22 protein-coding genes and 2 pseudogenes are annotated in these 25,799 nt (G+C 50.1%); 12 read left to right on the top strand and 12 right to left on the bottom strand.

From position 1 onward, the window contains the following. Nucleotides 1-57: 57 nt before the first annotated feature. From LN737_RS00930 to LN737_RS00920, 3 genes are all read right to left on the bottom strand, one after another. Nucleotides 58-1,380: an NAD(P)/FAD-dependent oxidoreductase gene (locus LN737_RS00930; protein ID WP_405515395.1), complete on the bottom strand. Its 1,323-nt coding sequence runs from the start codon at nucleotides 1,378-1,380 to the stop codon at nucleotides 58-60. Next, entirely contained in the window at nucleotides 1,367-2,488 is a 1,122-nt protein-coding gene (locus tag LN737_RS00925; protein ID WP_405515394.1) for a shikimate dehydrogenase, read from the bottom strand. The genes LN737_RS00930 and LN737_RS00925 overlap by 14 nt, the downstream gene beginning before the upstream one ends. A 232-nt stretch (nucleotides 2,489-2,720) precedes the next feature. After that, nucleotides 2,721-4,190: an amidohydrolase gene (locus LN737_RS00920; protein ID WP_405515392.1), complete on the bottom strand. Its 1,470-nt coding sequence runs from the start codon at nucleotides 4,188-4,190 to the stop codon at nucleotides 2,721-2,723. Nucleotides 4,191-4,300: 110 nt separating this feature from the next. Between LN737_RS00920 and LN737_RS00915 the strand changes: the two genes are divergently transcribed. Both LN737_RS00915 and LN737_RS00910 read left to right on the top strand, forming a co-directional pair. Then, nucleotides 4,301-5,263 (top strand): HNH endonuclease, encoded by a 963-nt coding sequence (locus LN737_RS00915; RefSeq protein WP_405515390.1) that lies wholly within the window; start codon nucleotides 4,301-4,303, stop codon nucleotides 5,261-5,263. Nucleotides 5,264-5,561: 298 nt separating this feature from the next. Continuing rightward, nucleotides 5,562-5,684 carry a hypothetical protein gene (locus LN737_RS00910; RefSeq protein WP_405515388.1) on the top strand — a complete coding sequence of 41 codons (123 nt, stop codon included), beginning with the start codon at nucleotides 5,562-5,564 and terminating at the stop codon, nucleotides 5,682-5,684. A 209-nt stretch (nucleotides 5,685-5,893) separates the two neighbouring features. Here the strand turns inward: LN737_RS00910 and LN737_RS00905 are convergent. The 4 genes and pseudogenes from LN737_RS00905 to LN737_RS00890 all read right to left on the bottom strand — a co-directional run. Further along, nucleotides 5,894-6,118: pseudogene (locus tag LN737_RS00905) on the bottom strand (aminotransferase class V-fold PLP-dependent enzyme); the annotation flags it as partial. A 70-nt stretch (nucleotides 6,119-6,188) separates the two neighbouring features. Beyond that, entirely contained in the window at nucleotides 6,189-6,476 is a 288-nt protein-coding gene (locus LN737_RS00900; protein WP_405520264.1) for a DUF4143 domain-containing protein, read from the bottom strand. Nucleotides 6,477-6,675: 199 nt separating this feature from the next. Further along, nucleotides 6,676-7,401 (bottom strand): LytTR family DNA-binding domain-containing protein, encoded by a 726-nt coding sequence (locus LN737_RS00895; protein WP_405515387.1) that lies wholly within the window; start codon nucleotides 7,399-7,401, stop codon nucleotides 6,676-6,678. After that, nucleotides 7,373-8,467 (bottom strand): sensor histidine kinase, encoded by a 1,095-nt coding sequence (locus tag LN737_RS00890; RefSeq protein ID WP_405515385.1) that lies wholly within the window; start codon nucleotides 8,465-8,467, stop codon nucleotides 7,373-7,375. The genes LN737_RS00895 and LN737_RS00890 overlap by 29 nt, the downstream gene beginning before the upstream one ends. A 316-nt stretch (nucleotides 8,468-8,783) precedes the next feature. Between LN737_RS00890 and LN737_RS00885 the strand changes: the two genes are divergently transcribed. From LN737_RS00885 to LN737_RS00870, 4 genes are all read left to right on the top strand, one after another. After that, the gene (locus LN737_RS00885; RefSeq protein ID WP_405515383.1) at nucleotides 8,784-10,031 is read left to right on the top strand and encodes an aspartyl protease family protein; all 1,248 of its coding nucleotides are present in this window, start codon (nucleotides 8,784-8,786) and stop codon (nucleotides 10,029-10,031) included. After that, complete coding sequence (locus LN737_RS00880; protein WP_405515381.1) at nucleotides 10,031-10,846, top strand: hypothetical protein; 816 nt, start codon at nucleotides 10,031-10,033, stop codon at nucleotides 10,844-10,846. Before LN737_RS00885 ends, LN737_RS00880 begins: the two co-directional genes overlap by 1 nt. Nucleotides 10,847-11,021: 175 nt before the next feature. Next, entirely contained in the window at nucleotides 11,022-11,831 is an 810-nt protein-coding gene (locus tag LN737_RS00875) for a helix-turn-helix transcriptional regulator (protein ID WP_405515379.1), read from the top strand. Nucleotides 11,832-11,925: 94 nt separating this feature from the next. Then, a complete protein-coding gene (locus LN737_RS00870; RefSeq protein WP_405515377.1) occupies nucleotides 11,926-12,483 on the top strand; it encodes a cupin domain-containing protein in 558 nt (185 codons plus the stop codon). Between the two features lie 130 nt (nucleotides 12,484-12,613). Here LN737_RS00870 and LN737_RS00865 read toward each other — a convergent pair whose 3' ends face one another. Both LN737_RS00865 and LN737_RS00860 read right to left on the bottom strand, forming a co-directional pair. Further along, complete coding sequence (locus LN737_RS00865) at nucleotides 12,614-14,611, bottom strand: alpha-L-arabinofuranosidase C-terminal domain-containing protein (protein ID WP_405515375.1); 1,998 nt, start codon at nucleotides 14,609-14,611, stop codon at nucleotides 12,614-12,616. A gap of 80 nt (nucleotides 14,612-14,691) precedes the next feature. Continuing rightward, nucleotides 14,692-15,333 (bottom strand): hypothetical protein, encoded by a 642-nt coding sequence (locus LN737_RS00860; RefSeq protein ID WP_405515373.1) that lies wholly within the window; start codon nucleotides 15,331-15,333, stop codon nucleotides 14,692-14,694. Between the two features lie 163 nt (nucleotides 15,334-15,496). On the opposite strand from LN737_RS00860, the gene LN737_RS00855 reads away from it, so the two are divergent. From LN737_RS00855 to LN737_RS00845, 3 genes are all read left to right on the top strand, one after another. Beyond that, nucleotides 15,497-16,306: a hypothetical protein gene (locus tag LN737_RS00855; protein WP_405515371.1), complete on the top strand. Its 810-nt coding sequence runs from the start codon at nucleotides 15,497-15,499 to the stop codon at nucleotides 16,304-16,306. A gap of 61 nt (nucleotides 16,307-16,367) precedes the next feature. Beyond that, the gene (locus LN737_RS00850; protein WP_405515369.1) at nucleotides 16,368-17,294 is read left to right on the top strand and encodes a polysaccharide deacetylase family protein; all 927 of its coding nucleotides are present in this window, start codon (nucleotides 16,368-16,370) and stop codon (nucleotides 17,292-17,294) included. Between the two features lie 95 nt (nucleotides 17,295-17,389). Next, nucleotides 17,390-18,244, top strand: a complete 855-nt coding sequence (locus LN737_RS00845; RefSeq protein WP_405515367.1) for a polysaccharide deacetylase family protein — start codon at nucleotides 17,390-17,392, stop codon at nucleotides 18,242-18,244. Between the two features lie 14 nt (nucleotides 18,245-18,258). Here LN737_RS00845 and LN737_RS00840 read toward each other — a convergent pair whose 3' ends face one another. From LN737_RS00840 to LN737_RS00830, 3 genes are all read right to left on the bottom strand, one after another. Beyond that, nucleotides 18,259-18,405 (bottom strand): hypothetical protein, encoded by a 147-nt coding sequence (locus LN737_RS00840; protein ID WP_405515365.1) that lies wholly within the window; start codon nucleotides 18,403-18,405, stop codon nucleotides 18,259-18,261. Between the two features lie 19 nt (nucleotides 18,406-18,424). Beyond that, complete coding sequence (locus LN737_RS00835) at nucleotides 18,425-19,450, bottom strand: sugar phosphate isomerase/epimerase (protein ID WP_405515364.1); 1,026 nt, start codon at nucleotides 19,448-19,450, stop codon at nucleotides 18,425-18,427. Nucleotides 19,451-19,521: 71 nt separating this feature from the next. Beyond that, nucleotides 19,522-22,296 carry a PQQ-dependent sugar dehydrogenase gene (locus tag LN737_RS00830; RefSeq protein WP_405515362.1) on the bottom strand — a complete coding sequence of 925 codons (2,775 nt, stop codon included), beginning with the start codon at nucleotides 22,294-22,296 and terminating at the stop codon, nucleotides 19,522-19,524. A gap of 86 nt (nucleotides 22,297-22,382) precedes the next feature. Here LN737_RS00830 and LN737_RS00825 point away from each other — a divergent pair. The 3 genes and pseudogenes from LN737_RS00825 to LN737_RS00815 all read left to right on the top strand — a co-directional run bounded on the left by LN737_RS00825 (nucleotide 22,383) and on the right by LN737_RS00815 (nucleotide 25,793). Continuing rightward, nucleotides 22,383-23,155, top strand: a pseudogene (locus LN737_RS00825) (NUDIX hydrolase). 63 nt (nucleotides 23,156-23,218) lie between these two features. Next, nucleotides 23,219-24,700 (top strand): capsule assembly Wzi family protein, encoded by a 1,482-nt coding sequence (locus LN737_RS00820; RefSeq protein WP_405515360.1) that lies wholly within the window; start codon nucleotides 23,219-23,221, stop codon nucleotides 24,698-24,700. Between the two features lie 133 nt (nucleotides 24,701-24,833). Beyond that, nucleotides 24,834-25,793, top strand: a complete 960-nt coding sequence (locus LN737_RS00815) for an ABC transporter substrate-binding protein (RefSeq protein WP_405515358.1) — start codon at nucleotides 24,834-24,836, stop codon at nucleotides 25,791-25,793. The last annotated feature ends 6 nt before the right edge of the window (nucleotides 25,794-25,799 follow it).

The following is a 25,799-nucleotide window of genomic DNA, read 5'->3' as shown; positions in this document are numbered from 1 at the left end:
TTAGTCAAACCGGATAGGTAGGTAAGACCGACTATTGTCCAGCGGGGAGGGGGATTTTTATAAAGAGTTGTCGGGTTGTAAACTAAAGTGCTCGGAATGAATGTCTTGATGATCTGTCCACGAGCCTTTACGTTGACGCCGGAAGGCTAAAAAGAGCCAGTCGCCCATTGTTTTGAGCATCAGTTTACGAGAAGGCATAAAATAATGAAAGAACAACCAGCGGGTCACCCAGGAGAGCAATCCAGTGAATTGAAAACCGTATAATTCGGAAATTCCTTTGCCTAGTCCTAAGCTGGCCGCCTGGCCTAATCCTTTGTAAGTAAACGGCTTCAGGGCTTTACCGTGCAGGGTACGGGCTATATTTCGCCCTGCGTACTCGCCGTGTTTGATGGCCCACAAGGCGTTGGCCGGGCAAGCCTCTCCAGTCTGGAAATGCGGTACGTGGCAGCTATCGCCACCGCCCCAGAGAGTTGACAGTCCATTTATTTGCTGGTAGGGATTAGTGCAGAGCCGTTGCAGATGGTCACGTGCCATCTGTTCGGTCCCGTTCAGCACGACCCGACTCTGTCCAATGGTTGAGATAACCATACTACTCTCCAATAGTCTGCCGTCGCTTAGGTAAGCTCCGTGTTCCGTTACGTTGACGACCCGAACGTTGTTGATTACGTCAATTTCGTATTGACGCATCGTTTTTTCGGTGTACCGGATCAGCCGTTTAAACGCTGGATGAAGCGATGGTAAAATCTGTTCCCGGCTGTTGACAAGTCGGATTTGGGGCGTTATTGTTTGTAGAACAGGGTACTGTTTTTTGAGCAACCGTATATACTCGGCCAGATTTGTCACCAGTTCAACCCCGGCAAAACCACCACCCGCCACGGTGAAGCGCAGAAGTCGACGGGCTGTGGCAACGTCGGCATGAGCCGCCTGCTGAACAAGCCGTTGAAGCGTTTGTTGGGTCCGCAAAAATCCTTCCGGCGATTTTACCTGATACCCATACGTTTGAATCCCCGTTATTGTGTCGCTGTCAACCGAACCGATCCCCACAAGCAGATGATCGTACAGAATAACCTGTTGATTACCGTCGGTCAGCCGTACCGATACGCTCTGAGCGGTAGTGTCTATCGCTTCGGCATACCCCCGCACTATAAGCGCTTTTGGCAACAGGTCGGCTAATGAGCTTAACCGATTCTTATTCTGGACAATGCCTGTCAGGCACTCGCCCGTCCAGCCGTGGAAGGCATGATTCATATGCGGACAAACGACTGCAATACGTATCGTTCCGAGATCGATTTCCGAGCGTAGCCGACGAACCAGCGAACGATACGCCCAGATGGACACGTAACCTCCTCCGAGCAGAACGACCTGTTTAACAGCTTCCATACGACGGAACAGTGATAGGTACGAAGTTAAGCTGTTGAACAGGTTTTTGTTCGCGGGCAACAATAGCTCTTCGGAAAATAGGCTTACCGAAACTATGGTCGGGGGCTATGTCAAAACCCAGATGCGAAAACCGATGGGCTACCGTATGGATGTATTCAGCCTGCTCAAGTGTGGGGTTGCCTATGCTAAAATCGCCCTGGTAGTGCGCTTGTGCCAGAAGCATGGTCTCGGCCAGGCAGGCGTAGGAAACACCCGCGGGTAGTCCAACATGGCGCTGGTGGCAACGGAGGTGCGGCACAGTAACCAGCCCGCCGTCAATAACCGTTACGTCGGGGCGTTTACGTAGCAGCGAGGGATGGGTGTTGCGAGGCTGCGTATCATCGAGCACGACCGCCCCCATTTTAAGGTGATGCGGCTGAAGAATGCTGTCGGCTGCACTAGTCAGCAGAACCACAATATCGGCCTGTCTGATGGCATCCAACTGTTGGTACACTTCTGTCTGAACTGAGGAATTTATAGCCCGCATGTCGGCTGCCAAACGATATAGTCGGTGTGCATTCCGGGCCAGTAGCAAATACTTCGCTTCTGGCTGGTGTTTTGCCAGTAATGTACCAACCAGCGTACCCACACTACCCGTAGCACCAACCAAAGCGACAACCGGCCTGGGGTTATGACACTCCCGAATCAGTTGGGCGATCCGTTGCCAGGTGATGACGGCGGTATAAGCGTTTCCATTCGTAACCGATAGGTATGGGTTGTTGGATACCAGCTTCCCGCCTATTGTAATTGGCGATGTGAGTGCGCCAAGACCCATTAGTTCAGCCCCTTTAGAAGCCGCCAGCGCCAGCGCTTCCTGTATGCGGGGCAGCATTGCTTTCTGTTGTTCAAGCAGTTGCCGACCCGTATAAGGCAGCATGATGATGTATCCCTCAGGTTCGGTAGCGTCGGGAGTGAGCGTTACGTCGCTCCAGACAAAAGGAGCCAGCGGACGGTTACGTAACGCAAACCGGTAGACAGCATCTGGAATCCAGCCGAGGGGCGGGGCTAGTACCTGGAGATCTTTTCGGTAGCTACTGCGAAGGTGAACCAAAAACGCGAACTTTTTCATGAGCTTGATTCCAGTTAAGAGGACTAAATAGGCGTATCTATTAGTCGCCTAGAAGTGATCTACTGGAAACAACTTACCCTGAAATCTGCTGAAAGACAGAGCTGTTACGTGTTAGTTTACCCCCCGCCCCCTGAAGGGCGAGTGCTCCGAAGTGGATTTTTCCCCTTCAGGGGCGGGGGGTAAGGGCGCTACAACCAAATGCCTTTGCCGTGAAGGAACGGGGGTAAATTAATTACTTCCGATAATCCAGTGCGGGTTTTCGGTTACCCAACAGGGCTTCGTATTTAAAATCTGCTCCCCGTTTCTGAACCCATTCGGCGCGGGCTTTCTCAATAAGTGCGGGTGTTTTGTATAAATCCAATGCCGTCATAGCCAGTGTTTTAGCTGCAACAAGCATCCCTTTCTGGCCGATACTCATACCACTGGCAGCCGTTGATTGCCAGCTATGTGCCGACGAGCCCGGTACCCACGTAGCAGTCGACAAACCAACCGTCGGTACCACCCAGCTTACATCGCCGACGTCGGTTGATGCGCTGCTTGTGGTGGTCTCGGAGGCCGTACGGAAATCGTTTACTTTGGCAGCACTCTCAATAGGTACTTTAGGACCTGTGAAGGTCTGGCTGATCTTATTGGCGAAGTCAGTTTCTTCCGCCGTGTACGTAATACCGCCCACAGTTTGCAGATTCTGGTGCATAACTTCTGCCAGCGTTACGTTCGGAAGCAGGTTGTAAACTCCGCCCAGTACTTCCCATTCGACCTGCGTACCTGTTCCTTTGGCGGCTCCTTCAGCGGCATTTTCAATCCGTTTCCAGACACTTTGCAGGACGTCGCGGTCTTTATGACGGGCGTAATAATACACTTCGGCAAAAGCCGGTACTACGTTTGGCGCTTCACCACCGCGTGTAATGACGTAATGAATTCGCGTATCGGACGGAATGTGTTCGCGCATCATGTTGACCATATAATCCATGGCTTCCACACCATCCAGCGCCGACCGGCCTCGTTCGGGTGCTGCAGCCGCGTGCGACGCAATCCCTTTGAAGCGGAATTTCGCATTTTTATTGGCCAGCGACGTACTGGCATCGGCCGCATTCTGAGCACCCGGATGCCAGTGTAATACCACATCAACATCGCTGAACAGGCCATCGCGCACCATATATACCTTACCCGCGCCACCTTCTTCCGCCGGGCAGCCATAAATTCTGACCGTTCCGCTATGGCCTGATTTTTTCAGCCAGTCTTTTATCTCGACAGCAGCCGCTACCGACGCTGTACCGAACAGATTATGCCCGCAACCGTGTCCCCCTTTTTGTCCCTGAATGGGTGTGAACTCAGGTTTTGCTTCGGTAGCCAGGCCGGGTAGCGCATCATATTCGCCCAGAATTCCGATGATGGGCTTGCCAGACCCATACGTAGCGACAAACGCTGTAGGAATACCTGCTACGCCTGTTTTCACGTCGAACCCTTCTTTCTTTAGCTGCTCTTCCAGCAGAACTGAACTCTTGTCTTCCTGATAACCCAATTCGGCGAAGTCCCAGATCTGCTTCGAGATACCAGCGTATTCAGGGAATCGCTTATCCAGATCGGCAATAATTGTTTTTTTATCCGGGTCGACAGCGGGTATGGCCGCTTTCTTTGCTTTTGGCTGCGCTACGACAAGCAACGGTAGCAGAAGAGCTGCTGTGAGGAGTTGTGTTTTCATTTATGTTGTATTCGGGTAATTGAGTTGTAAACCAATAAAAATAGGGCAAAAAGGCGAAGGGGGCAATATAATTTAAGCCGTATTCGCTTTAGTACGTAATTCTTATAAGTATGCCTACCTCGTTTGACCAAGCTCAACTAGCCATTTACACTCGAAAATTTACCAAACTTAAACAGGGTAGTACGCCCTATGGTAAAGCTCCTCATAAACCCGTTTTCCTGCTTACGCTCCTCGAATTGATTGACAAGCAGCTGATTACTGACAACCATGTAACAGTTACCCCCGAATTGGTCGCTACGTTTAAAGAAAACTTCTCGTTGCTAGTCAAAACAGCTCACAAAGACGACTTTACACAACCGTTTTTCTACCTGCAGAGTGATGGCTTCTGGTTTCTAAAAACTAAGACTGGGGAGTTGCTTAATACGTATATCCGTAGCGTTCAAACACTAAGTGATCGGCTTAACTATGGCTATTTCACGAATAATCTATTCGATTTACTAGCTAATGACTACGCTCGACTGCATCTCATAAATACGCTGCTCGACTGCTATTTCACCGAAACCAAAACCAAGTTCTTACGTATCAAAAACGCTGGCCGTAGTTATTTGCAGGATTTGGAAACGTATTTGTTGAATGAAAAAGAAGCAGTTTATGATCCCTTGCTACCCGCTGACGATGAAGAAACTCGCTTTGTCCGGGGTGGCTTGTTTAAGAAATTGGTGCCGAAAGTTTATGATTTTACCTGTGCCATTTCAGGTATGAAAGTGATTGCCATAGATGGTTCTTCATTGGTCGAAGCGTGTCATATCGTCCCGATCAGTATTTCAGGCGACGATAAAGTCACAAACGGCATTGCTCTCTGTCCAAACCTACATACTGCCTTTGACCGGGGTATGATTGGCGTAGATGATCGTTTTCGTGTCGTAGTGTCTCCCTCGCTAGCTGACAACGTGGCGAGTCCTTATAATCTAAAACAGTTTCACGGTCAGCCATTACGTCTGCCATTCGGGGAAATGCATTATCCAAAAATGGAGAGTTTTCGGTGGCACATGCGAGAGCGGTTTAAGAGGTGAATAGTAGGGCATAAATGAAAGCTAGCCAATATTTATCAACGTACTAAACTTTACTTACTGTTAGTGTTCTCATTCTAGTCAAAGAATTTAGAAGGACAAAGCCGATGAAAATTTCGTTTTCTTGCCAATAACAAAGACCATGTGCTTATGCAGTAGCCCTTCTTTTATTGTAAATCAGCCGATAGACTATGAAAACGCCGATTGATTTGGAACAGCTTATAACGGAAGGTATCAAAGGCCTACCGCAGTCCTATCTGAATGAGGTTGCTGATTTTGTCGTTTTGTTCGTCGTCGGGCCATGGAACAAAAGCCATACGATTTGGAAGAGATTCAACGGGAATTGCAGTTGCTGGATACGCATGAGCGTCAGCATCTGGAAGATGAATTCAAGGATTTTGATCAGCAATTTCCTAAAGAATGAATCAACACGTAAGTGATACGATGGCTATTGTGTCGTATTTGAGTAAGCGCAGACTATCCCCTTCTGTCAAGCAAATTTTTCAGTCAGCAGACATTGGACTTAGTAGCATAATCATTCCGGCTATTGTTGCGGTTGAGGTTAATTATCTATCTGAAAAGGGACGTATTGACGTATCGTTAGCTGATCTAAAAGAGCATACACACCTTTACTAGGTCAATGGCTTCTGTAGCTCCGGACGTGAAAATTAATTCATGCACTTCGCACCCTAACAAATCAGCTAATTGCTGCCGGGCAGTTTTTACCGTTTCGTGCGCCGATACACCAAACGGGTGTGTACTAGCGGCATTGGCATAGGTGTCCGTCAGGAAGGGCATCATCGCTTCCAATACGCGTGGGTCAAGCCGGGTGGTAGCGTTATTGTCGAGGTAGATCATACGGTAAAAATAAGCAGAAAGTAGGAACGTAGAGAGGTCCGCCAGCCAACTAAACGGATTACTTATATCATCATCCGCATGTACATGAATTGTACACGACCTCGTCATCATGTACAAAAAAAGCGGCTCCGTTCTGTGTCCGATAGTAAAACGGTGTTACGTCAGTTGTCAGCCGTGAAATAATCTGCTGCACTACGTAGCCTTCCCAGGAGCCGCCCAGTAGCAAATTACCGGCTAGAGCGTTGTAGTCATTGATGTCGACCAGCCGATGAACTAGCCCACTGTCGCGAATGAATACTTTTGGTGCTTTCACCAGCCGTTTACCAAACATAGCTAAAAACGGCAACTGCCGGAAAATAAGACAGGCTTGCCCGGAGGCTATTTAATAAGTTTCGCTCAAACATTAATCAAGTAAACTTTGATTGAAAATTTACTTGATTAATGTTCAATTCGTAAGCTATAGTCTCCGGAATTCTTATATAGAGACATAATCCGAATATTGAAGGTTACGTTACGTAGCGCAGCTTCCAGGTACGTAATCAACAACTGGTCAATCCTTATTCACCAACGACCCGGAGCAAATCGCGAACCCGCAACTGATCCCATACGAGTGGCTTGTAATACCGACCAATTGGCAGGGTTTGTCCAGGTACGGAAATTCGCGTTTCTGTCATCGAAATAATTTTGGCTTTGGCGACAATGAACGAGCGGTGAATACGTAGAAATTGTTCGCCGGGTAGCAGTTCTTCGTAATAGCCCAGGGTTTGCCGGGTAATTATCTGCTGGCTGGCCGTAGTGATCTTTACATAGTCGCGCAGACTCTCCAGCCAGATAATATCTCCCAGTGCAACCCGTATCAACTGGCGGTCTTCCTTGATAAACACAAACGGTTCTTCATGCGCGACCGGTTGAGCAGGCGCAATAGTCAGTTTGTGGGCAAATACCTTTCCAACGGCTTTCATGAAGCGGTCGAACGGGATCGGCTTGATGAGGTAGTCCAGCACATCCAGCTCATAGCCATCCAGGGCGTACTCCCGGTAGGCCGTTGTCAGAATGGTTTTAGGTGGATTCGTCAGTGTTCGCAGTAGATCCAGACCCGAGAGTTGCGGCATCTGTATATCCAGAAAGAGCAGATCGACGGGTTTGTGCGGCAATAGGGTAAAGGCCTCTACCGCCGAACGACACTGACCTACCAGTTCCAGGGTATCGACCTGCCGGACGTACGAGGCCAGTAATTCCAGAGCGATCGGTTCGTCATCGATCAGCAAGCACCTGATTTTCATAGTTCGTTGCAGGGATAAAGTCACTATGGATCAACGCCAGTTTGAGCGTTACCAGATACGTACCCGTACCATTCAGTTGCCGTAGCTGATGACGACCAGGGTAGATCAGTTCCAGACGTTTGGCAATGTTGGGTAAACCTATTCCCGTAGCTGAGCTGTCATCGCTTAGCTCAGGTTTACTGTTTTCTACTTTAAAAACCAGTTCACTGGAGCCTACCGTCAGTTGAATCTGGAGCCAGGCTTCATCCAGTTGGCGGCTCACACCGTGTTTGAACGCATTCTCGACAAAAGGCAGCAGAATGAGCGGAGCGATAACGAGCTGGTCTGTAGGCCCATTTATTTGCAGCGACAGGTGGAGTCGGTCGCCGTACCGAATGCGCTCCAGCGCCAGGTAATTCTGCAAATAATCAATCTCTTTCCGGAGGGGAACCTGGGCCATGTTGCCTTCATAGAGCATGTATTGCATCAACTGAGCCAGTCGCATCACCACTTCCCCCGCTTTCTGGGAGTCTTGGCGGGTCAGCCCATAGAGGTTGTTGAGCGTGTTGAACAGAAAGTGAGGATTGATCTGATCCTTCAATGACTTTAGTTCGATACGCTGGTTGGCAATAATCAACTGCTGGTTGAGCTGCTGCTGACGAAAGCCATAGCGAATCATGTGAAAGCCAATCAGAATACTGCTGGTACAAAGCAGATAAAAGGCGCACAAAAACAAACGGCCCAAATCCCAGGGACTTTCGTTGGCTAACCGGTCGGGCTCAAACGGTACGAGGTACAGGTAATAAGACCCCTCCCAGTACAAAACTCCACAGAGCAGTAGGGCAGCCAGCGTCAGTAAACTAAACGGAACGTAGCGGCCAGTCAGCAAATAGGTCGGGATGAGCCAGTACAGCGTAACGTAGGTAAACAGCAGTTGGGCGGGTAGCTGGGCGAGAGCCGACAGCAGGTTGGCTACGTACCGATGCTCGAATTTATCCAGTGCCAGCACCTGCATCAGTATATAGCACAGCCAGGCTACGGTATGAATCAGGATCTCCCGATAAATGGACGGCTGAAGTCGGGGCATGGGGCAGACATTAAGCGTGTTAAAATTAACAAATTACCCGCTGATTTCCCTGTCGGATCAATGCCTGATCCATACGTGCGACGAACAACCGGCAGACCGCGACAGACGACAGCTTTTCTGGGTTAAACCGTGCAGGCCAATCTTAGCAGGCGTCTATCACAGCTCGACGGGCGTTTGTCGGATTCATTTGGCGGGTTTGCCAGACTGCCTAATATTTACAGGTGCCAACCTAAGATGAGTGAAAGCCGATTGGCCGCCGGTATGGCCATCGGCTTTCAACGAACTCAGTAGGGGTATTCCAGGCCAACCGTCACCCATGAAATTACATAGTTTATTCGTGCTGGTCTATGTCATTTTCGTTGATTGGCAAGCCGTTGCGGCTCAGGATAACCGGTATGGATTTTACTTTACCAATCGTCAGATGCGGGTACACATTCCGTTTCAGTTTCGGTCGAATCTGATCATTATACCCGTATGCATCAACGAGCGTGAGGTCGCTTCCTTTATTGTGGATACCGGGGTTGGCCCAACCATCATTACAGATGCCAGAGCATTTCAGCTCCAGCATTTCACGGTAAGTCGTAGGCTGAACATGGCGGGGGTTGGTGGAGAAAATACACTAGAGGCTTCGGTAGCGATCAATAATTCAATCCGGGTGGGTTCGCTACGCGCCGATCATCATGCGCTGGTTATTCTCCAGGAAGACGTACTGAATTTATCGGAGTATGCGGGCGTACCGATTCATGGGATTATTGGCTACGAACTTTTTGCTAATCTGGTTGTTACCATCGATTTTCAGCATCAGGTGCTTACGCTGACCCAGCCTGATCACTTCCGCTATCGACGTAGCAAAGGAGATCGGTACCCTATTTCTATTCAGGATAATAAAGCCTATACCAATGCACTGTCGGTCTCGAACGGGAGCCAGTCGCTCCCGCTTCGGCTTGTAATCGATACGGGGGCGGGACAGGCTTTGTTGCTGGATCGATACCAGCGGTCGGCTGCGCCCGTATCGGGCAAAATCGTTCGGGTGCCATTGGGGCGGGGGCTTACAGGGTTTATTCATGGTCAGATGGGTCGATTGCCAATGGTTTATATCGGTCGGTATCTGCTGAACAACGTACTGGTTTCTTACCCCGATAGCACTGATTTTGGTCGGAAACTCACCAACCTGCCACAACGCCAGGGTAATGTCGGCTGTGAGTTGCTACGTCGGTTTCGGGTAACGTTCAATTTTCCGGAACGCTATATGATTCTCAAGCCGGTAAAGCAGATGCTGCGAGCACCCTTTGAACACGATATGAGCGGACTTGAGCTTCGGGCGCGAAGCGACAATTTGAGCCGCTACTTTATTGCTCAGCTGGTTCGCCAGTCCCCCGCCGAACGGGCCGGGTTACAGGTTGGCGATGAGTTGCTGATCATCAACAACAGCCCCGCCGATACATTAACTATGGGCGATATTCAGGCGATGCTTCAGGCTGGGGATGGTAAACCCGTTTCCCTTATCATTCGTCGGCACGGCCAGTTAATTCCTTACCACTTTTCACTCAAACGACTCATCTGATGGTATCCTCTGAACGCTCGCATACGCTGGGTAAAACCACCGCCGAACGAATGAATGCGCTGTTTACCCCAGGCCGAATACTTGTAGCTATTGCTATGGTATCCCTTGGCCTCGAACACCTGATTACCGGCAATTTTCCCGTAGCGCTGTTGCCGATACCAGGTCATTTTCCGGGCCGGTACGTGATGGTGCTTACGCTGGGAATAGTTCTGATAACGGCTGGAATGTGCGTGGGCGTATCGTGGAAAGCTGATTACGGAGCGTTCGGGTTAGGGGTTCTTTTCGGGTTACTGGCGTTATCGCTCCACGTTCCTCCCTTGCTGAAAAATCCCTCGAATGGGGGTGCCTGGACGGTTTTTGGCGAACTGCTGGCGTTCAGTGGCGGATCTTTTTTTGCCGCAGGATTGCTGTCGCAGGCTGGGTCAGCTCCATCAAATCGTCGCTTCGGGCTGATTCTGGCTGGCCGTTGCCTGTTTGCGGGGGCACTGGTTATTTTTGGTGTACTGCACTTCATCTATGCTCATTACATTGCTACGTTAATGCCATCGTGGATACCGGCTCCTTTGTTCTGGGCTTATTTTGTGGGCGTTGCCTTTCTGGCAACCGCAGTTAGTTTGCTCATAAACTGGCTACGTACTCTGTCGACGGGCTTATTGGGGCTGATGTTTTTACTTTGGGTAGTCGTATTGCATGCGCCACGTACCGCCAAAAATCCTCAGGTTGAGCCAGAATGGACGAGCTTGTTCATCGCACTGGCTATGAGCGGTTTTTGCTTCCTGATAGCCAGTAGTGCCCGGTCGGCGCAGACCCGTTAATTGTTCACCCGCAGAAGTCTTTGGAATCTGATTATAACGGGTTGTCGACGTAACGTTTCTGCCGATGGAACGTACGTATCATTCGGGTTAATTCATAAAAAAAATGACCGAAAAATAAAAGCCTGACCGCTTTCATCGTCAGATTATGTAAGTTAGCTATTATCAGATAGTTAGTATGGATAATCTGGCAAGGGGAACATTTTTTGGCGTGTCGAAAAATGCAACGGCTGTGAATGGACTGACCATTGTGCGGTCTGCTTATCACAACCTGCGCAGCTGTCCCTGGCATTACCACGAAAATGCTTATTTTGCCTATACAACCAGCGGTACGCTGATTGAAACCTATAAACGAAATGAACTGGCGCTGAGTGCCGGTTCGCTGACGTACCATCATAGTCAGGAACCGCATTGCAATAGCCGGTATTCTCCTTACGTATCAGCTCTGCATGTAGACATTGAAGCTAGCTGGTTTGATCGACTTGACCTGCGCAAAGCCAGACCTGAAGGCTTGCTGGAATTACATTCGCCTGATCTTAAAATCATCTTTGCGCGGCTGTTGGCCGAAACAGCCCATAGCGCTACTGAAAAGCAGCTCGGTACAGAAAGCCTGATTGTGACGGCCTTCAGCAAAATGCTTCGGTTGAAAGACTACAGCGAGCGGAAGCCAGTCTGGCATCAGCACATAAAGGAACTGCTGTATGCTCAGTATGACCAGAACCTTAGCCTGACTGATATTGCTGCCCAGCTTCAGCTGCATCCTGTATACCTCTGTCAGCAGTTTTCTAAACTTTTCCAGTGTACCCTGAGTGAGTACGTGCGGAAGATAAAAATTGAGAAAGCAACGGAACAATTGATGATGAGGCAGCCGGTTTCGCTCACCTCACTGGCCTATGCCTGTGGCTTTTCAGACCAAAGCCATTTCATTCGCATTTTTAAAAAACATACGGGCTTCACCCCGCTGGCCTTTCGTAAACGTATGGGTTAAGCGCTACCGCGACCTTAATTCTATTCTATTTTTTGGCTATCGGTTAGGGCAATTTTGCCTGAAAAAGCAATGTATTCACCATCCTGTTAAACCGATGAACAGAAACCGATTTATCGCAGGTATTTTAAGCCTGGCAGCTCTGCCTGCCTTTGCGGGTATCAGAAAAACGGTCCAGCGGACCAAAGGATTTAAGGCGAGTGCGGGCGAGGGCCGGCTCCACGGGCATATCAAACTCAAAGGGGTAAATGCCAACGTACTGGATGTGAAAATTTCGGGTAGCGATACCGAGGGCGATCTGGCAATATTTGAGCAGACCTCGTTATCGCAGGGTCGCGGCACACCTTTACACGTACATCCGTCGCAGGATGAAGTCTTTTACGTGCTGGAAGGAGCCTACGTCTTTCAGGTTGGCGATGAAAGATTTCAGCTAAAAGTTGGCGACAGTATTTTTCTGCCCCGAAAAGTACCCCATGCCTGGACGCAGGTGGCTGAAACAGGTAAAATGATCGTGATCCTGCAACCAGCGGGTAAGCTGGAAAATTTCTTTGTTACCATGTCGGGCATGGATCATGAGCCCTCGAAAGAAGAAATTGCGGCTACGTTTAGTGCTAACCAGATGCAGGTAGTTGGGCCGCCCATTAAGCTGGAATAGACGACCATGCTACGTTAAATATTGGTATTGATGGCGTCGTGCCCGTGGTATACCCGGTAATCGACGCCATCAAAGTCCGTATCTTCAGGAAGCGGACGGGACCCTCTTTTCGCGAAATGAATCTACTGTTTCACAAGACCTTGACCCGTACCACTGAGAATGACCGGGGCGCTAAGGTCAAAGAGATTGTTTTCTTCTTCACATCGACCGGAATTTGCTGGTCAACCGGACTGACATTCGTTGCGTTTTCGAACGAGTTTACCGCATCAAGCGTATTGTTTTTAAGCAGGGTCAGGCGGCCCGTGGGAGCCAGTTTTTTTGCGCCGTCGAGCTGGAACGTACGAGCCTGTGCTTTATCCGATACGTTCGCTATTTTCAGAATAACGTCATTCGTGGCTTTGTCCCAGGCCGCCGAGGCATATAAGCTATCCTGCCCGGCCAGCGGCTCATTTCCCTGCGTCAGGCTCAATACGTTTGTGCCTTTGTTGAGTGAATACAGCTTCTGGACGTAATAATTAGGTGTTCCGTAAACCCGCAGATTATCGACCCAGATCAGATCAGGCGTCCATTGCCAGCCGTCAGCGTGGGCAAAGAGAGGGGCATAGGAAGCCATGTTCACTACAGCCGCGTTACGTTCGAGGCCCGTCATAAAAGCCGCTTCCGACAGCGCACACTGCCAGTTATTCTTGTTGTTCACGCTGACCGTTTTGTCGCTTTGGGCTGCCCATTCGCCCGCAAATACTTTCGAGCCGGTTCGCGGATAGCTGTCATATCGATTTACATTCTGTAAAAACCACTCAGGCCGACGGTAATAGTGCTCGTCGATCAGATCGGCCTTCATCTCGCGCAGTTTGCCGTTCAGGTAATCGAATCGGTCGCCGTTGGGGTCGGTTCCTGAGCTGCAAACCAGCCGCATGGCCGGGTATTTTTCTTTGATGGCTTTCTGGAAAACGGCCAGTCGTTCCACGTACTGAGGTCCCCAGTTTTCGTTACCGACACCCAGAAATTTGAGGTTGAAAGGTTTCGGATGGCCAAGGTCGGCCCGCACTTTGCCCCATTTGGTCGATCCGTCGCCATTGGCAAATTCAATCAGGTCAATAGCATCCTGTACGTACGGGTCCAACTGGTCCATGGGTACCAGTTCGGCGGTATTGAACTGGCAGGCCATGCCGCAGTTTAAAATCGGCAATGGCTCGGCACCAATGTCTTCGCAGAGTTGAAAATATTCCAGGAAACCCAGCCCAAAGGTCTGGAAGTAGTCGGGAGCCGGACGATGGCCAAACTCAAAATTCCAGCGGTTAATAATCAACTGGCGATCTTCGGCGGGGCCGAGCGTTTTTTTCCATTGATAACGCTGGTCGAGATCGTAGCCTTCTACAATGCAGCCGCCCGGAAACCGCACAAAGCCTGGTTTCATATCGGCCAGCATCTGAATCATATCGGCCCGCATCCCACCTGGGCGGCCCTTCCAGGTATCTTCAGGAAAGAGCGAAATCATATCCAGGTCGACCATGCCCGTACCTTCAAACCACAGCCGTAACGTAGCTTTGGATTCGCCTGCTGTCGATTTGAAGCTGATCTGTTGCTTATGCCAGCTCTTATCCGACTGTTGGGGTGTTAGCAGGCCGGAGCCGATCACCTCGTCTTTAGCGTTGAGTAAGTCGACGTGAAGTTTGATATTGCCAGACTGCACCCGGTACAATACCGAAAAATCGTAACGTAGTCCGGGCTTGATGCCCATGCCCCGGAAGCCTTCGTTGGTCATGCTCAGATCGCCCTGACCGGCATTGCTGGTCGTTATCCGCACGTAGCGTGGATTGCTCGTACTTTTCTCCTGCCGATTCTGTATCAGTACGTCCCCTTCCGTACGTTTCTTTCCGTCGACTTTCCAGCCCATGAGCGGTTTGAAAAACTCAAACGAGCGATTTTTGACCAGCTCAGCATAAATACCTCCATCGGCGCCGAAGTTGATGTCTTCGAAAAATACGCCCCACATCGTCGGCTGGATATCGGCAACGGGTTGTGCTACGTTTACCCGAACAAGGGGTGACGGCTGAGCCTGAGCACAAAATGGGCTGGATGCCAGGAGTAAACTGGCCGCAATGGACCAAAATTTTGTCTGTAACATGATGGGTCTGGGTTGGCTGTTGGCACGTAACGGCTAGTAGACGCGGCCTGGTGGGTTGGGTGTATTGGATCGTTGCCAGTTTAATGATTCCAGGTTAAGCCAGCCGTTCGGAATTCAATCTGGCGTTTGCCCTGACCGGCAAACTCAATATCGACAACCATTTTTCGGGCGGCTTTCATTTGGTTGAGGAGGGCTTGTTCGGAGTCGAAAAAAATGACATTGGCACTTCCATTTTCGGCCGCCGAAAATGAATAGTCAGTCGGCGGATTTCCGTCGAAACGAACGCGGGCTCTTCCATCCTGATAACTGCGGTTAAACTGGCCTTTCGACACCTGGATGTACACATGCGTGTCACTTTCCCGCTTCCGAACGGTTAGCGTAGCCACTGAACCACCAGCGTAGGGAAACTCAAATTCGAGCAGGGTAGGGGAAACAAGGGATGCTTTATAAACGGTACGTCCTTCTTTATCAACTGTTTTTGAATAATGCCACGTACCGGCACCTTCCACCGCTTTGTCCGTAGCCATCGCTTTTTCCGACATTTTCTCAAAGACGGGAGCCGGGTTGCTGTCTACATTGGTAGCGACCGGGTCGGCTGGTTTGCCCGGAGTTGATTGCTTTTTGCTGCCGCATGAATAAAGCACTAGCAAACAAAAGAAAGAAAGAAGCCCTTTCATGCCGTAAACGGTTGTCGTGGTACGTTTGGTAGAAACCTGATACAAGGATAACAGAGTTAGGGCCGGGTTTCAATCTGGCTCGCAAAAAAAGAAACTTTTTTCAGTAAGTACATGGTACAACTAGCCAGATAAGCGTCAGGTGGTAATCGATTTATTGGCATTGATGCACTGGAAATGAGACAGTCTGACAAACAAAAGTTTGCTATTTTTGACAACGACTAACCCTGCTCATCGCTGCATGTTGTACGCCAACGGAACGCCCACGGTTGTTATCGCCCTCGTTCTCTTTCTACTGATGCTGGCCGTTCATTGGGCCGGTTTACGACTGCGATTGATTCGCCGGGAGCAGGGGCCTGATGCGGACATAAAAGGCGGCAGTACCATTGAAGGGTCATTGCTGGGGTTGCTGGCTTTATTGCTAGCTTTTACGTTCAGTATGGCTAATGAGCGATACGATGCCCGGCGGGCTGTTATCATTCAGGAAGCTAATGCAATCGGTACGGCTGTACTTCGGGCCGATCTCTATCCGGACACAACCCGCCAACGATTTCGGGCCGATTTTCGTCAGTACGTCGAAGCCCGGATTGCCTACTATACAGCCGGGGTCGATCCCGACCAGATTCAGGCGGCCTTGAAACAGTCGGATCAGTATTCGGCGGCCATCTGGTCGAGGGCGACGGAGTTGGCCCGGCAGACTCCTCATGTGACACCCGCAAACCTGATGATTCCGGCTCTGAACGACATGATTGATGTGGTCACAACGCGTGATGCCACGTTGGTGGCCCAGATTCCGGCTTCCATTCTGTACGTACTGATGGCTTTGTGTCTGGTGGGTAGTTTTATTATTGGCTACATGGCCGATAAATCCGACTGGATGCTTGCCATCTGTTTTTCGGCCATGACCGCGCTGGCGATTTACCTGATCGTCGATCTCGACCGGCCGCGTCAGGGCTTGATCACAACCGACGCTATGCACCAGAAAATGCTGGATTTACGCGCCATGTTTCCGGAGAAATAAAGTGCCGATCAAGCTACGAGTCGCCGTAGTTTTTCTTAAGTTTGGGGTATATTTATTCATTATGCGTATTTCCAATACACGATTGTTTGCGGCAGTTATCGGGCTGTCGGTTCTACTTGCCAACGGTTTAACAGGGTGCCAGTCGAAAGGGTCAACTTCCGATAAAACGGCTTCTTCCGATTCGAGTTCTGCCGGTAAGTCCACAAATGGAACTGCCGGAACAGCGGCCGCAGCCCCTGATCCATCCAGTATTCCTGCCAGTAAAATTGCGGATGCCGCTACGATTCTGGCCCGGCCGCAGGTGCCGATTCTGTGCTACCATCAGGTTCGCGACTGGCGGGCCAGCGACTCCAAAAGTGCGAAAGATTACATCATTCCGGTGGCGGCTTTCAAAGAGCAAATGCAGATGCTGGCCGATAGTGGCTACCATACCGTTTTGCCTGACCAGCTGTATGCCTATCTGACGACGGGCGCTCCCCTGCCGCCAAAGCCGGTTATGCTTACGTTTGATGATGGTGATCTGGATCAATATGAAGTGGCCGCGCCGGTGCTCGAAAAACACGGCTTTAAAGGCGCTTTTTTCATCATGACAGTGGCTATTGGCCGACGGGGAAAACAGCCGTATATGGATAAAACCCAGATCAAAGATCTTGCGGATCGGGGCCATACCATTGGGGCACATACCTGGGATCACCACAACGTAAAGAAATACCAGGGCGAAGACTGGAAAATTCAGTTGGAAGAGCCTAAAGCCAAGCTTGAAGCCATTATTGGTAAGCCTGTCCGGTATTTTGCCTATCCGTTCGGGTTGTGGAATAAGCCTGCGTTGCCTGAAATCCAGAAGCGGGGGTATGCAGCCGCCTTTACGCTGGCTGACAAACGCGATGACCAGATGCCGCTCTATACGGTTCGACGTATCATTGCGGGCGGGCAGTGGAAAGCCACAACCATGTATCGGAATATGGTTCAGAGTTTTGATGATAAATAAGGCTGATTTGAACAGCACAAAAAAAGCGGCCCTGAGCCGCTTTTTTTATTATCCGCTGGCTGGTACTATTGCATCCTGAACCTACCCAATAACCCATGAAACGAACGATTCTGCTGTTGTGCGCGCTGCTAACCGCTGCCTATTTTTCGAACGCTCAAACCAGTTCGCCCCGATTGATTATTCGCGGAGATGATATGGGGTATTCGCACGCGGGCAATGAAGCTATTCTGAAGTGCTATAAAGAAGGCATCGAAAAGTCGATTGAAGTGCTGGTACCCTCGCCCTGGTTTCCGGAGGCCGTTATGATGCTGACGCAAATTCCGGATGCCGACATAGGTATTCACTTAACCCTGACCAGCGAATGGGACAATGTTAAGTGGCGCCCGCTGTCGGATTGTCCGAGCCTGCGGGATGCGGATGGCTATTTTTATCCGATGGTTCGCCCGAACAAAAACTATCCGAAACAGTCGGTGGTCGAAAACGACTGGAAACTGGCTGATATTGAAAAAGAATTTCGGGCACAGATCGAACTGGCGATGAAGAAAATCCCTCGCATAAGTCATTTTTCGGGACATATGGGCTGTACCACGTTAAATGACGACGTGATTGCTCTGGTGAGAAAGTTGGCCCAGGAATACCACATTAAGCACTATGATACGAGTCTTCGGGAGGCTGGCGTTACGTATACCAGTTACGTAGGCGCTCATGCGACCCCCGAGGAGAAACTAATGAGTTTCACGAAAATGCTCGAAAGCCTTGAGCCTGGGAAAACGTACCTCTTTGTCGATCATCCCGGCCTGAATACGCCGGAAATACAGGCCATTCACCACATTGGTTATGAAAACGTTGCTACCGATCGGCAGGGCGTAACAGATATCTGGACCAACCCGCGTATGAAGCAACTTATCAAAGACAAAGGCATTCAGCTAATCGGATATAGTCAGTTGTAAGTTGTCACTGGTCACTAGCTGACACGACTAATGACCAGTGATACGGGTTTTTGCCAGGGAAGCTGACGCGTAACGTACATGTCAAACACCACAAATCCACCCGCCAGTACAACCAGAACAAGAACGATTCCCAACAGAATTTTTAACCCCTTACGTAGCATACGCTTTGATTGGTTCGGGTCAGGCCAGTTCAGTGCGGACGCGTTCGAGCAAAGTTTTGGTTGCCTGGATGCCATCGGCAGTAGCCAGGTAGCCGCCTGGTGCGTTATACATGTGCATCAGTCCGCCTTCGTATTCAATGCCTACATAACCGCTGAAACCAGCATCTTTAATGATTTTGAACATCCTGAGGAAATCAGTTTCCGTTTCGTTGCCTTTTGCATCGAATTTGTGCGTTTTGGCGCTGATACCTTTGGCGTACGGCATCATCTTTTTTACGCCCTCGTAGCGATCATATTCTTTGATGCATTTGGTGCCCATTATGCCTTTGATATCGTTGGTTTCGGGTTTGCTACGTTGCCGACAGAAATTACCGAAATCAGGCAGTAAGCCCGCGTTAGGCATATTTACCTGCTTCATAACGCCTACCAGCCAGTCGATATCGGTGGAGTTGCCGAAGTGATTTTCCACAATGACGTTCATGTTCGACTTTGCCGCATATTCGAGCAGTTTATGATAGCCGTCAGCCGCTGCTTTGGCGGCTTCTTCTGCCGGATCGTCGGGCGTGCCCGATATAGCTTTGGACGTATCCCCAAGGTTGACCCGTATTGAGCTGCAACCCAGGTATTTGGCAGCATCGACCCAGGAATAATGCGATTCGACGGCCTGCTGACGCTTGGCTGCATCCAGATCGGCGATGTTTGCCCCATCGACCATAATGAGGTTGTTCTTCATGCCCAGATCGTCGCAGCGTTGCTTCAGTTCTTTCAGGTATGCCTGATCAGTATGCTTGTTGTTGAAAAACATCGAAACGTATTCGAGTACATTGATACCGAACTCGTTTTTCGCACGGGCCGGAAACTCCATGTTTTTCATTTTGCCTGACATCAGCTCGGCGGCAAACGAAAATTCAGCCAGCGATATGTCGAAGCTGAATTTTTTCGCGCTCATATCGGCAAACATTGAGGTTGGTAATACGGAGGACAGGCTCGCACCAGCGGTAGCCAGGCCAAGTTGGTTCAGAAAAAGACGACGAGACAGGTTCATGGGCTATAGAGCAGGGAATTACCCGCAGTGGTTAGTTAAGGAGCGCGGCATCCGCGCACAGGACAGAGATGTTATTGAATAAATTCGACAGTAACGGGTACAAACAGCGGTGATTTGCCCGCTTTTTCGTTTTTAAAGACGAAATACAGATCGTGCTGGCCAGCGGCTGGGGTAACCGTTACCCTGGCGATGCTCGGCTTGAACAGGTCGGCGGGGTCTTTGCTTTCGTTAGGTAAAAGCTCCTCGGTCTGGCCAATGAGCTGGCCAGTTGGTGAGTCGAGCCGGATTTCGATACGTCCGCCTACAGCAATGAGTTGTGCTTTTGGAACCGCCACGGCAAATTCCATGGCCCGAATGCCCGTCAGGTCGAGTTTGTTGAATTGCACATACGTATCCGACCCCATAACGATTACCAGTGGATGAGGCTGTGTGCCCATTTTGAACAGGGTAATCCCTTTCGACTGACTATTGCTCGATCCCATCGATACCAGTGGGTTGTGCAGCACGATGACCTGCTCACCTGCCTGCGCTGGTAATCCATTAGCGCCTTTGTCTTTGTAAGATGCCTGTAGAACCAGACTCCCCTTTTCATTTTTATCGGGCGTATAGGTGCCTTTTGCGGGCAGCAAGGGTGCGGCTACCTGCTTGTCGGACAAGGTGAGAATATACTTCACAATTTCTCCGGCATCGTCCGACGTCAATTGTGGATGCGCCGTCATAATCGCGTCGCCCCAGGAACCTCCTCCCCCTTTAATGATCTTGTTCGACAGGCTGGCCACGGCATTGGCGTCGCTCTTATACCGCTTTGCTACGTCGACGAAGGCGGGCCCAACTGATTTTTTGTCCGTGAAATGGCACGCTTTACAGTCGCTTTTTTCCATGAGAACCTTGCCCGTTCCCAGATACGTAGCTTCCGAAAATTTATGCCCGGCTTCGCTGGCCGCCTGTGCATTGGCCTCGTCCTGGTAGGCTGCCCGTACCATCACCTGCTTTGGCTGAATTCGTCCGTTTGCCAGGCTACCGTCTTCCTTATCCGTTACGGTCACCTGATAAGCTATCGGCTGGCCGGGGAAATAAAAACTTTTGTTGCCTTTTGTAATATCCAGAGCCACCTGCGGGGGCTGGTTGCCTGCTATTACGTCTACCTCGCGCGAATCCTTAGCCCCATTGGCATCCGTTACGGTCAGAACGGCCTTATACTGGCCGGGTTTCTGAAATGTAAAGGCCGGATTGGGTTCGTTCAGAACCGTTGGCTGACCACCGGCCTTATTATAGATTTTCCACTGGTAAGTCAGTGCATCACCATCAAAATCTTTAGTGCCTTCTGACGATAGCGTTACCTTCAGCGGCACGGCCCCCGCTTTCTGGCTGGCAGTCACCTGTACATTCGGTTTGCGATTGCCCGCGTTGAATTCAATTTTCACCAGGCGGGAGTCATCGTTTTTCAGGAACCAGCCGGTGCCGTATTCCAAAACATACAGATCGCCGTTTGGCCCGAAAGCCATGTCGATGGGATGACTAAAAGCCATGTTTGGCAGAAAACGCTCCGTACTGGTCATATTGCCTTTGTCGTCGTAACTAACCGCCAGAATCATGTCGCGCATCCATTCGAAGAGGAACGTTTTGCCGTTGTAATAGTCCGGGAAAGGTCGTTTGGCCGACTTAAAATCGTCTTTGTAATATGTTGGTCCGGCCATGGCGCTACGTCCGCCACTGCCCATAATCGGAAACTTCTTGCTCTCGGCGGCCGGATAAAAAATCATGGCTGGCTGAGCAGGCGGCAGCTCTTGCAGACCCGTATTGTTGGGCGAATCGTTGATGGGGTGTGCCGGATCGAATTTAGCGCCCGACTTGCCGGTTGTGAAATCGACGTCGTTATACGCTTTATTGTCGCCCACAAAATACGGCCAGCCAAAATAGCCAGGCTTTTTCGCCTGATTGTATTCATCTTCAGCCGTCGGGCCAACACCTGCCGAATCAACCCCGGCATCGGGGCCAACATCGCCCCAGTACAGGTAGCCAGTATGTTTATCGACCGAAATCCGGTACGGATTCCGGTGGCCCATGGTGTAGATTTCGGGACGTGTTTTGGGCGTGCCTTTCGGAAACAGGTTTCCTTCTGGAATGGTGTACGTACCGTCGGCTTCGGGGTGAATACGCAGAATTTTCCCACGCAGATCGTTCGTATTTGCCGACGATTTCTGAGCATCCCAGGGGCTACGGTCAGCGCGCTCGTCGATGGGAGCGTATAAGGTAGCGCGTGGGCTGGTATTGTCGCCGGTGGAGAGGTAGAGGTTTCCCTCACGATCCCAGTCGATAGAGCCGCCCGTATGGCAGCACTGTTCACGCTGCACCGCCACTTCCAGCAGCACCTTTTTAGAAGAAAGCACTAATTCATCGCCACGCAGTTCATAACGGGTCAGAATATTTTTGGATTCAGACCCCGCGGGTGAGTAATACAAATAAACCCAGTGGTTTTTCTCAAAATTAGGGTCAATATTCACCCCTAGCAGTCCATCTTCGGCTTCGGTTTCGTGTCCTTCTTTATCCTTATATTTCGTGCTGACAGGGATTGTCGCAATCGTTTTAACCTTTTGGGTTGCTGGCGAATAAAGTTGAATCTGGCCGTGGCGTTCCACAAAAAGGACGCGTTCATCAGGCAGAATGGCCATTTCGAGCGGCTCGTTCAATTTTTCGGCCAGTACTACTTTGGTAAAGCGATTTTCGTCAGGTTTATCGCCGGGGGCCGTCAACGGCCTTGTAGAATAGGCCCAAAGCCCGATGGTACCTACGCAAAGGGCGGCAAATGTTTGGTATGAGGTTGATGTAAAGTACTTTCGTTTCATAGATTGATACGTATTCATTACACAATAATACATATTTTGCCCATTGTGTATTCTGTACACACTATATTGTTTTTTACTATTTCCTTATGGAGTACAAAAAAGAGCTTCACCGAATTATTACTGAATTCAAAACGAACTACCTTTCTTCTGTATCGATTGACTGCGTCATATTTGGTTTTCACGATGGGCAACTGAAAGTATTGCTACTCCGCTGGAAGGGTACGGACTGCTGGTGCCTGCCCGGTGGCCGTATCCGCCACAGTGAAAGTATGGACGATGCCGCGCACCGGAGCCTGCGTGAACGGACGGGTATGGGCGAGATATTTCTGCAACAGTTTCACACCTTCGGCGACGTAGTTCGCTATACGCATTTCAGCAAGGACGAAACGCTGACCCTTCTCGGATTGCCGGACGATGTCAGTAAAGAACTGGTCAGTCGGGATGTGTCAGTAGGATACTACGCACTGGTTGAGTTCGCCAACGTAACGCCCACTCCCGATTTCTTTACCGAAGAGTGCTGCTGGTGGGATGTTGGCCAGGTACCCCCCTGCTCTTCGATCATAATGAGATGATTACGCTGGCGCTGAAAACGCTTCGGCGGCAGCTTAGCTATCAGCCAATTGGCTATAATTTGTTGCCCGATAAGTTCACTATGCCGGATCTGCAGCAGCTTTACGAAACAATTTTGGGGCAGTCACTTGACCGGCGGAATTTTCAGAAGCGGATGCTGGGCTACGGGATTCTGGAACGACTTGAGGAACGTAAAACGGGCGGTGCTCACAAAGCACCTTATCTGTATCGATTCGATACAGAGAAATACGAAAATGCATTGAAAGATGAAATTCTTTTCGTCGGATAAGATTACTTTGTAAAACGGCTTACCACCTGACTAATAGCCTCCTAAAAACCTTTTTTCGGGCCTATGAAGCAATTTTTCCTCTTTACTACACTGCTATTAAATTGGTATTTTCCGGCCTGGGCACAGACGAAAAGTCAGCATCAGGTTTTTGTCGAGGTAGGCGGCCTGGTATCATCGGCCGACCGGACCCCGTTTTGGTTACGGGCGAATCAATTTGGGGTAGTTCCCTTTTCGGGCTCCGCCGGTACGTTACGGGTCGGTACGGCGGGAGCCGTTTTATTAACAGACACAGCGGGACTTTATGCCCGTAAATCGCCTGGCCGGGCCTGGGTGCTGAGCTATGCCGCCGAAGCCGTGGGGAATGCCGGAACAGAAAGCCAGCTGCTGGTCCCGGAGTACTACGTTAAATTGTCGCACCGGCAAATAGAATTTGTGGCGGGTCGCCGACGAGAGGTAGTTGGGTTGGTTGATACCGCGCTTACCTCCGGTTCATATTCCTGGTCGGGAAATGCCCTGCCTATTCCCAAGCTTCGATTCGGTACAAAAGGATTTGCACCGATTGGGCGCCGGAAATGGCTGGCGATCAATGCGTTTATTGCGCATGGCTGGTTTGCCAATACCGATTACATGCAGCGGTCCTATCTGCATCAGAAATCGCTGATCGTGCGAATTGGCAAGCCAAAGGCAGCGGCCCACTTTTTTGTGGGAATCAACCATAGTGTACAGTGGGCGGGTCATTCGGATTCGCTGGATTACCACTACGCCGTTGATGGGCAGCTACCGAATCAGTTACGCGATTTTCCGAACGTACTGTTTGCTATCCGGACAGACGGGCTGAACAATCCGCGCGTTACGTCCTTCGACTATACGAATCTATACGGCAACCACCTGGGCAGCATCGATTTTGGTTTCAATTTGCAGTTGCCAGCCGCAACGCTGTTTCTTTATCATCAGCATGGTTTTGAGGATTCGTCGGGAATGTTTTTCAAGAACGTACCGGATGGGCTAAGCGGGATTCGAATTCAACCCGTCAGGCGCAGTACGTCGGGCTTTCATGTAGACGATTTTTTGATTGAATTTTTGAATACGCTGAACCAGAGCGGGCCGATTTATGATCCGTACAACCACATATTCGGAGCGGATAATTATTTTAATAACCAACAGTATCGGGAAGGCTGGACCTATAAAAACCGGGTGATTGGTACGTCGTTTATTACCCAGAAGAAAGATGTTAAGCCTGAAAATCAAACCAATAGCCACTGGACAGTCAATAATAACCGGGTTCAGGTGGCACACGTAGGAATGCAGGCAACCGTAGCGCATCGAATGAAGGTAACGGCAAAAATTTCTTATAGCCTGAATTATGGCGTACCGCAGGAGCCTTTGCCCGGAACGCCCAAACAGTGGTCGTCGCTGGTGCAGGTCGGCGTACCCGTATCCTGGCTGGGTGGAGCTTTGGTCACAGCTTCCGCAGCGGCTGATTTTGGGCAGTTATATTCCAATGCTGTTGGGACTTATATTAGCTTGCGAAAGACCGTTTGGTAGTCGATCAGCGGTTTGTTAGCCTATGTAAATAAATCAATAAGTATAAATAGTATGCTAGGAGTAGATTCTATCTGTTTTCAAAAAACTTTCCCTTTATTGGGTTGTTAAAAAAACCGTAACATTAGCGTAACGCATGAATACAACAATCCGCTTAGCACTCGACCGGACGCCTAATACCAATCACACTGGTTTTTACGTCGCTCTGTCGAAGGGAGCCTATAAAGAAGCTGGTCTGGATGTTCAGGTAATTTCTCCCGATCAGGAAAATTATCAAAAAATGCCCGCCCGGCGTGTCGCCCAGAATGATGCAGATCTGGCTATTACACCCTCTGAAAGTGTGATCAGTTACCAGACGAATGGGGTTCCATTGGTGGGGGTCGCTACGTTATTGGCGCGCGACATTAGTGCCATCGTAACCCTGAAGGAAAGTGGAATTGATCGGCCGAAGGAATTGGATGGAAAGGTGTATGCATCCTATGGTGCTCGCTACGAAGAAGACCTCATCCGGCAGATGATTCAGAATGACGGTGGACGCGGGCAGTTTGTGCCGCATAAAGTCGGCTGGTCGGGAATCTGGAAGGCTTTGTTGACGCATGAAGTTGACGCGGCTTGGTTCTGGCTGACCTGGGAAGGGGTAAAGGCGGATATTGATGGCATTGAACTCAACCAATTTCTGTTCGACGAATACGAAATTCCCTATAGTTATAACCCCGTTCTGACGGCCCACCGCGACTGGATTGACAAGAATGGAGATGTGCTGCGTCGTTTTCTGGAAGCAACGGCCGCCGGTTTCCGGTTTGCGATTAAAAACCCGGATGAAGCCGCCCGGATTCTCATGAAAACAGCGAACCATCCGACCTTAACAAACCGCAATTTTGTGGAGCAGAGCCAGCAGATGGTATCCAGTTATTACCTGGATGGAGACGGCCATTGGGGATTCATGCACCGATCGATCTGGCTGTCGTTTGTTAACTGGATGATTCGCAACCGGATGCTGACCGATAAACAGGGCGAACTGATTCAGCACATGGATGTTGATACGTTGTTTACCAACGAGTATTTGGAAGGCATTCCAGCTTTGATACGCTGGTAATACGCG

Source organism: Spirosoma sp. KNUC1025, from assembly GCF_045160025.1.
Lineage (GTDB): Bacteria > Bacteroidota > Bacteroidia > Cytophagales > Spirosomataceae > Spirosoma.
The sequence above is the reverse complement of the archived record's forward strand: the minus strand, read 5'-3'. Positions and strand labels throughout refer to the sequence as shown.

Excerpts from the sequence above, each read along its gene's own strand:
- LN737_RS00930 (WP_405515395.1), bottom strand. The coding sequence starts at position 1,380 with ATGGAAGCTGTTAAACAGGTCGTTCTGCTCGGAGGAGGTTACGTGTCC.
- LN737_RS00925 (WP_405515394.1), bottom strand. The coding sequence starts at position 2,488 with ATGAAAAAGTTCGCGTTTTTGGTTCACCTTCGCAGTAGCTACCGAAAA.
- LN737_RS00920 (WP_405515392.1), bottom strand. The coding sequence starts at position 4,190 with ATGAAAACACAACTCCTCACAGCAGCTCTTCTGCTACCGTTGCTTGTC.
- LN737_RS00915 (WP_405515390.1), top strand. The coding sequence starts at position 4,301 with ATGCCTACCTCGTTTGACCAAGCTCAACTAGCCATTTACACTCGAAAA.
- LN737_RS00910 (WP_405515388.1), top strand. The coding sequence starts at position 5,562 with ATGGAACAAAAGCCATACGATTTGGAAGAGATTCAACGGGAATTGCAG.
- LN737_RS00895 (WP_405515387.1), bottom strand. The coding sequence starts at position 7,401 with ATGAAAATCAGGTGCTTGCTGATCGATGACGAACCGATCGCTCTGGAA.
- LN737_RS00890 (WP_405515385.1), bottom strand. The coding sequence starts at position 8,467 with ATGCCCCGACTTCAGCCGTCCATTTATCGGGAGATCCTGATTCATACC.
- LN737_RS00885 (WP_405515383.1), top strand. The coding sequence starts at position 8,784 with ATGAAATTACATAGTTTATTCGTGCTGGTCTATGTCATTTTCGTTGAT.
- LN737_RS00880 (WP_405515381.1), top strand. The coding sequence starts at position 10,031 with ATGGTATCCTCTGAACGCTCGCATACGCTGGGTAAAACCACCGCCGAA.
- LN737_RS00875 (WP_405515379.1), top strand. The coding sequence starts at position 11,022 with ATGGATAATCTGGCAAGGGGAACATTTTTTGGCGTGTCGAAAAATGCA.
- LN737_RS00870 (WP_405515377.1), top strand. The coding sequence starts at position 11,926 with ATGAACAGAAACCGATTTATCGCAGGTATTTTAAGCCTGGCAGCTCTG.
- LN737_RS00865 (WP_405515375.1), bottom strand. The coding sequence starts at position 14,611 with ATGTTACAGACAAAATTTTGGTCCATTGCGGCCAGTTTACTCCTGGCA.
- LN737_RS00850 (WP_405515369.1), top strand. The coding sequence starts at position 16,368 with ATGCGTATTTCCAATACACGATTGTTTGCGGCAGTTATCGGGCTGTCG.
- LN737_RS00845 (WP_405515367.1), top strand. The coding sequence starts at position 17,390 with ATGAAACGAACGATTCTGCTGTTGTGCGCGCTGCTAACCGCTGCCTAT.
- LN737_RS00840 (WP_405515365.1), bottom strand. The coding sequence starts at position 18,405 with ATGCTACGTAAGGGGTTAAAAATTCTGTTGGGAATCGTTCTTGTTCTG.
- LN737_RS00835 (WP_405515364.1), bottom strand. The coding sequence starts at position 19,450 with ATGAACCTGTCTCGTCGTCTTTTTCTGAACCAACTTGGCCTGGCTACC.
- LN737_RS00830 (WP_405515362.1), bottom strand. The coding sequence starts at position 22,296 with ATGAAACGAAAGTACTTTACATCAACCTCATACCAAACATTTGCCGCC.
- LN737_RS00820 (WP_405515360.1), top strand. The coding sequence starts at position 23,219 with ATGAAGCAATTTTTCCTCTTTACTACACTGCTATTAAATTGGTATTTT.
- LN737_RS00815 (WP_405515358.1), top strand. The coding sequence starts at position 24,834 with ATGAATACAACAATCCGCTTAGCACTCGACCGGACGCCTAATACCAAT.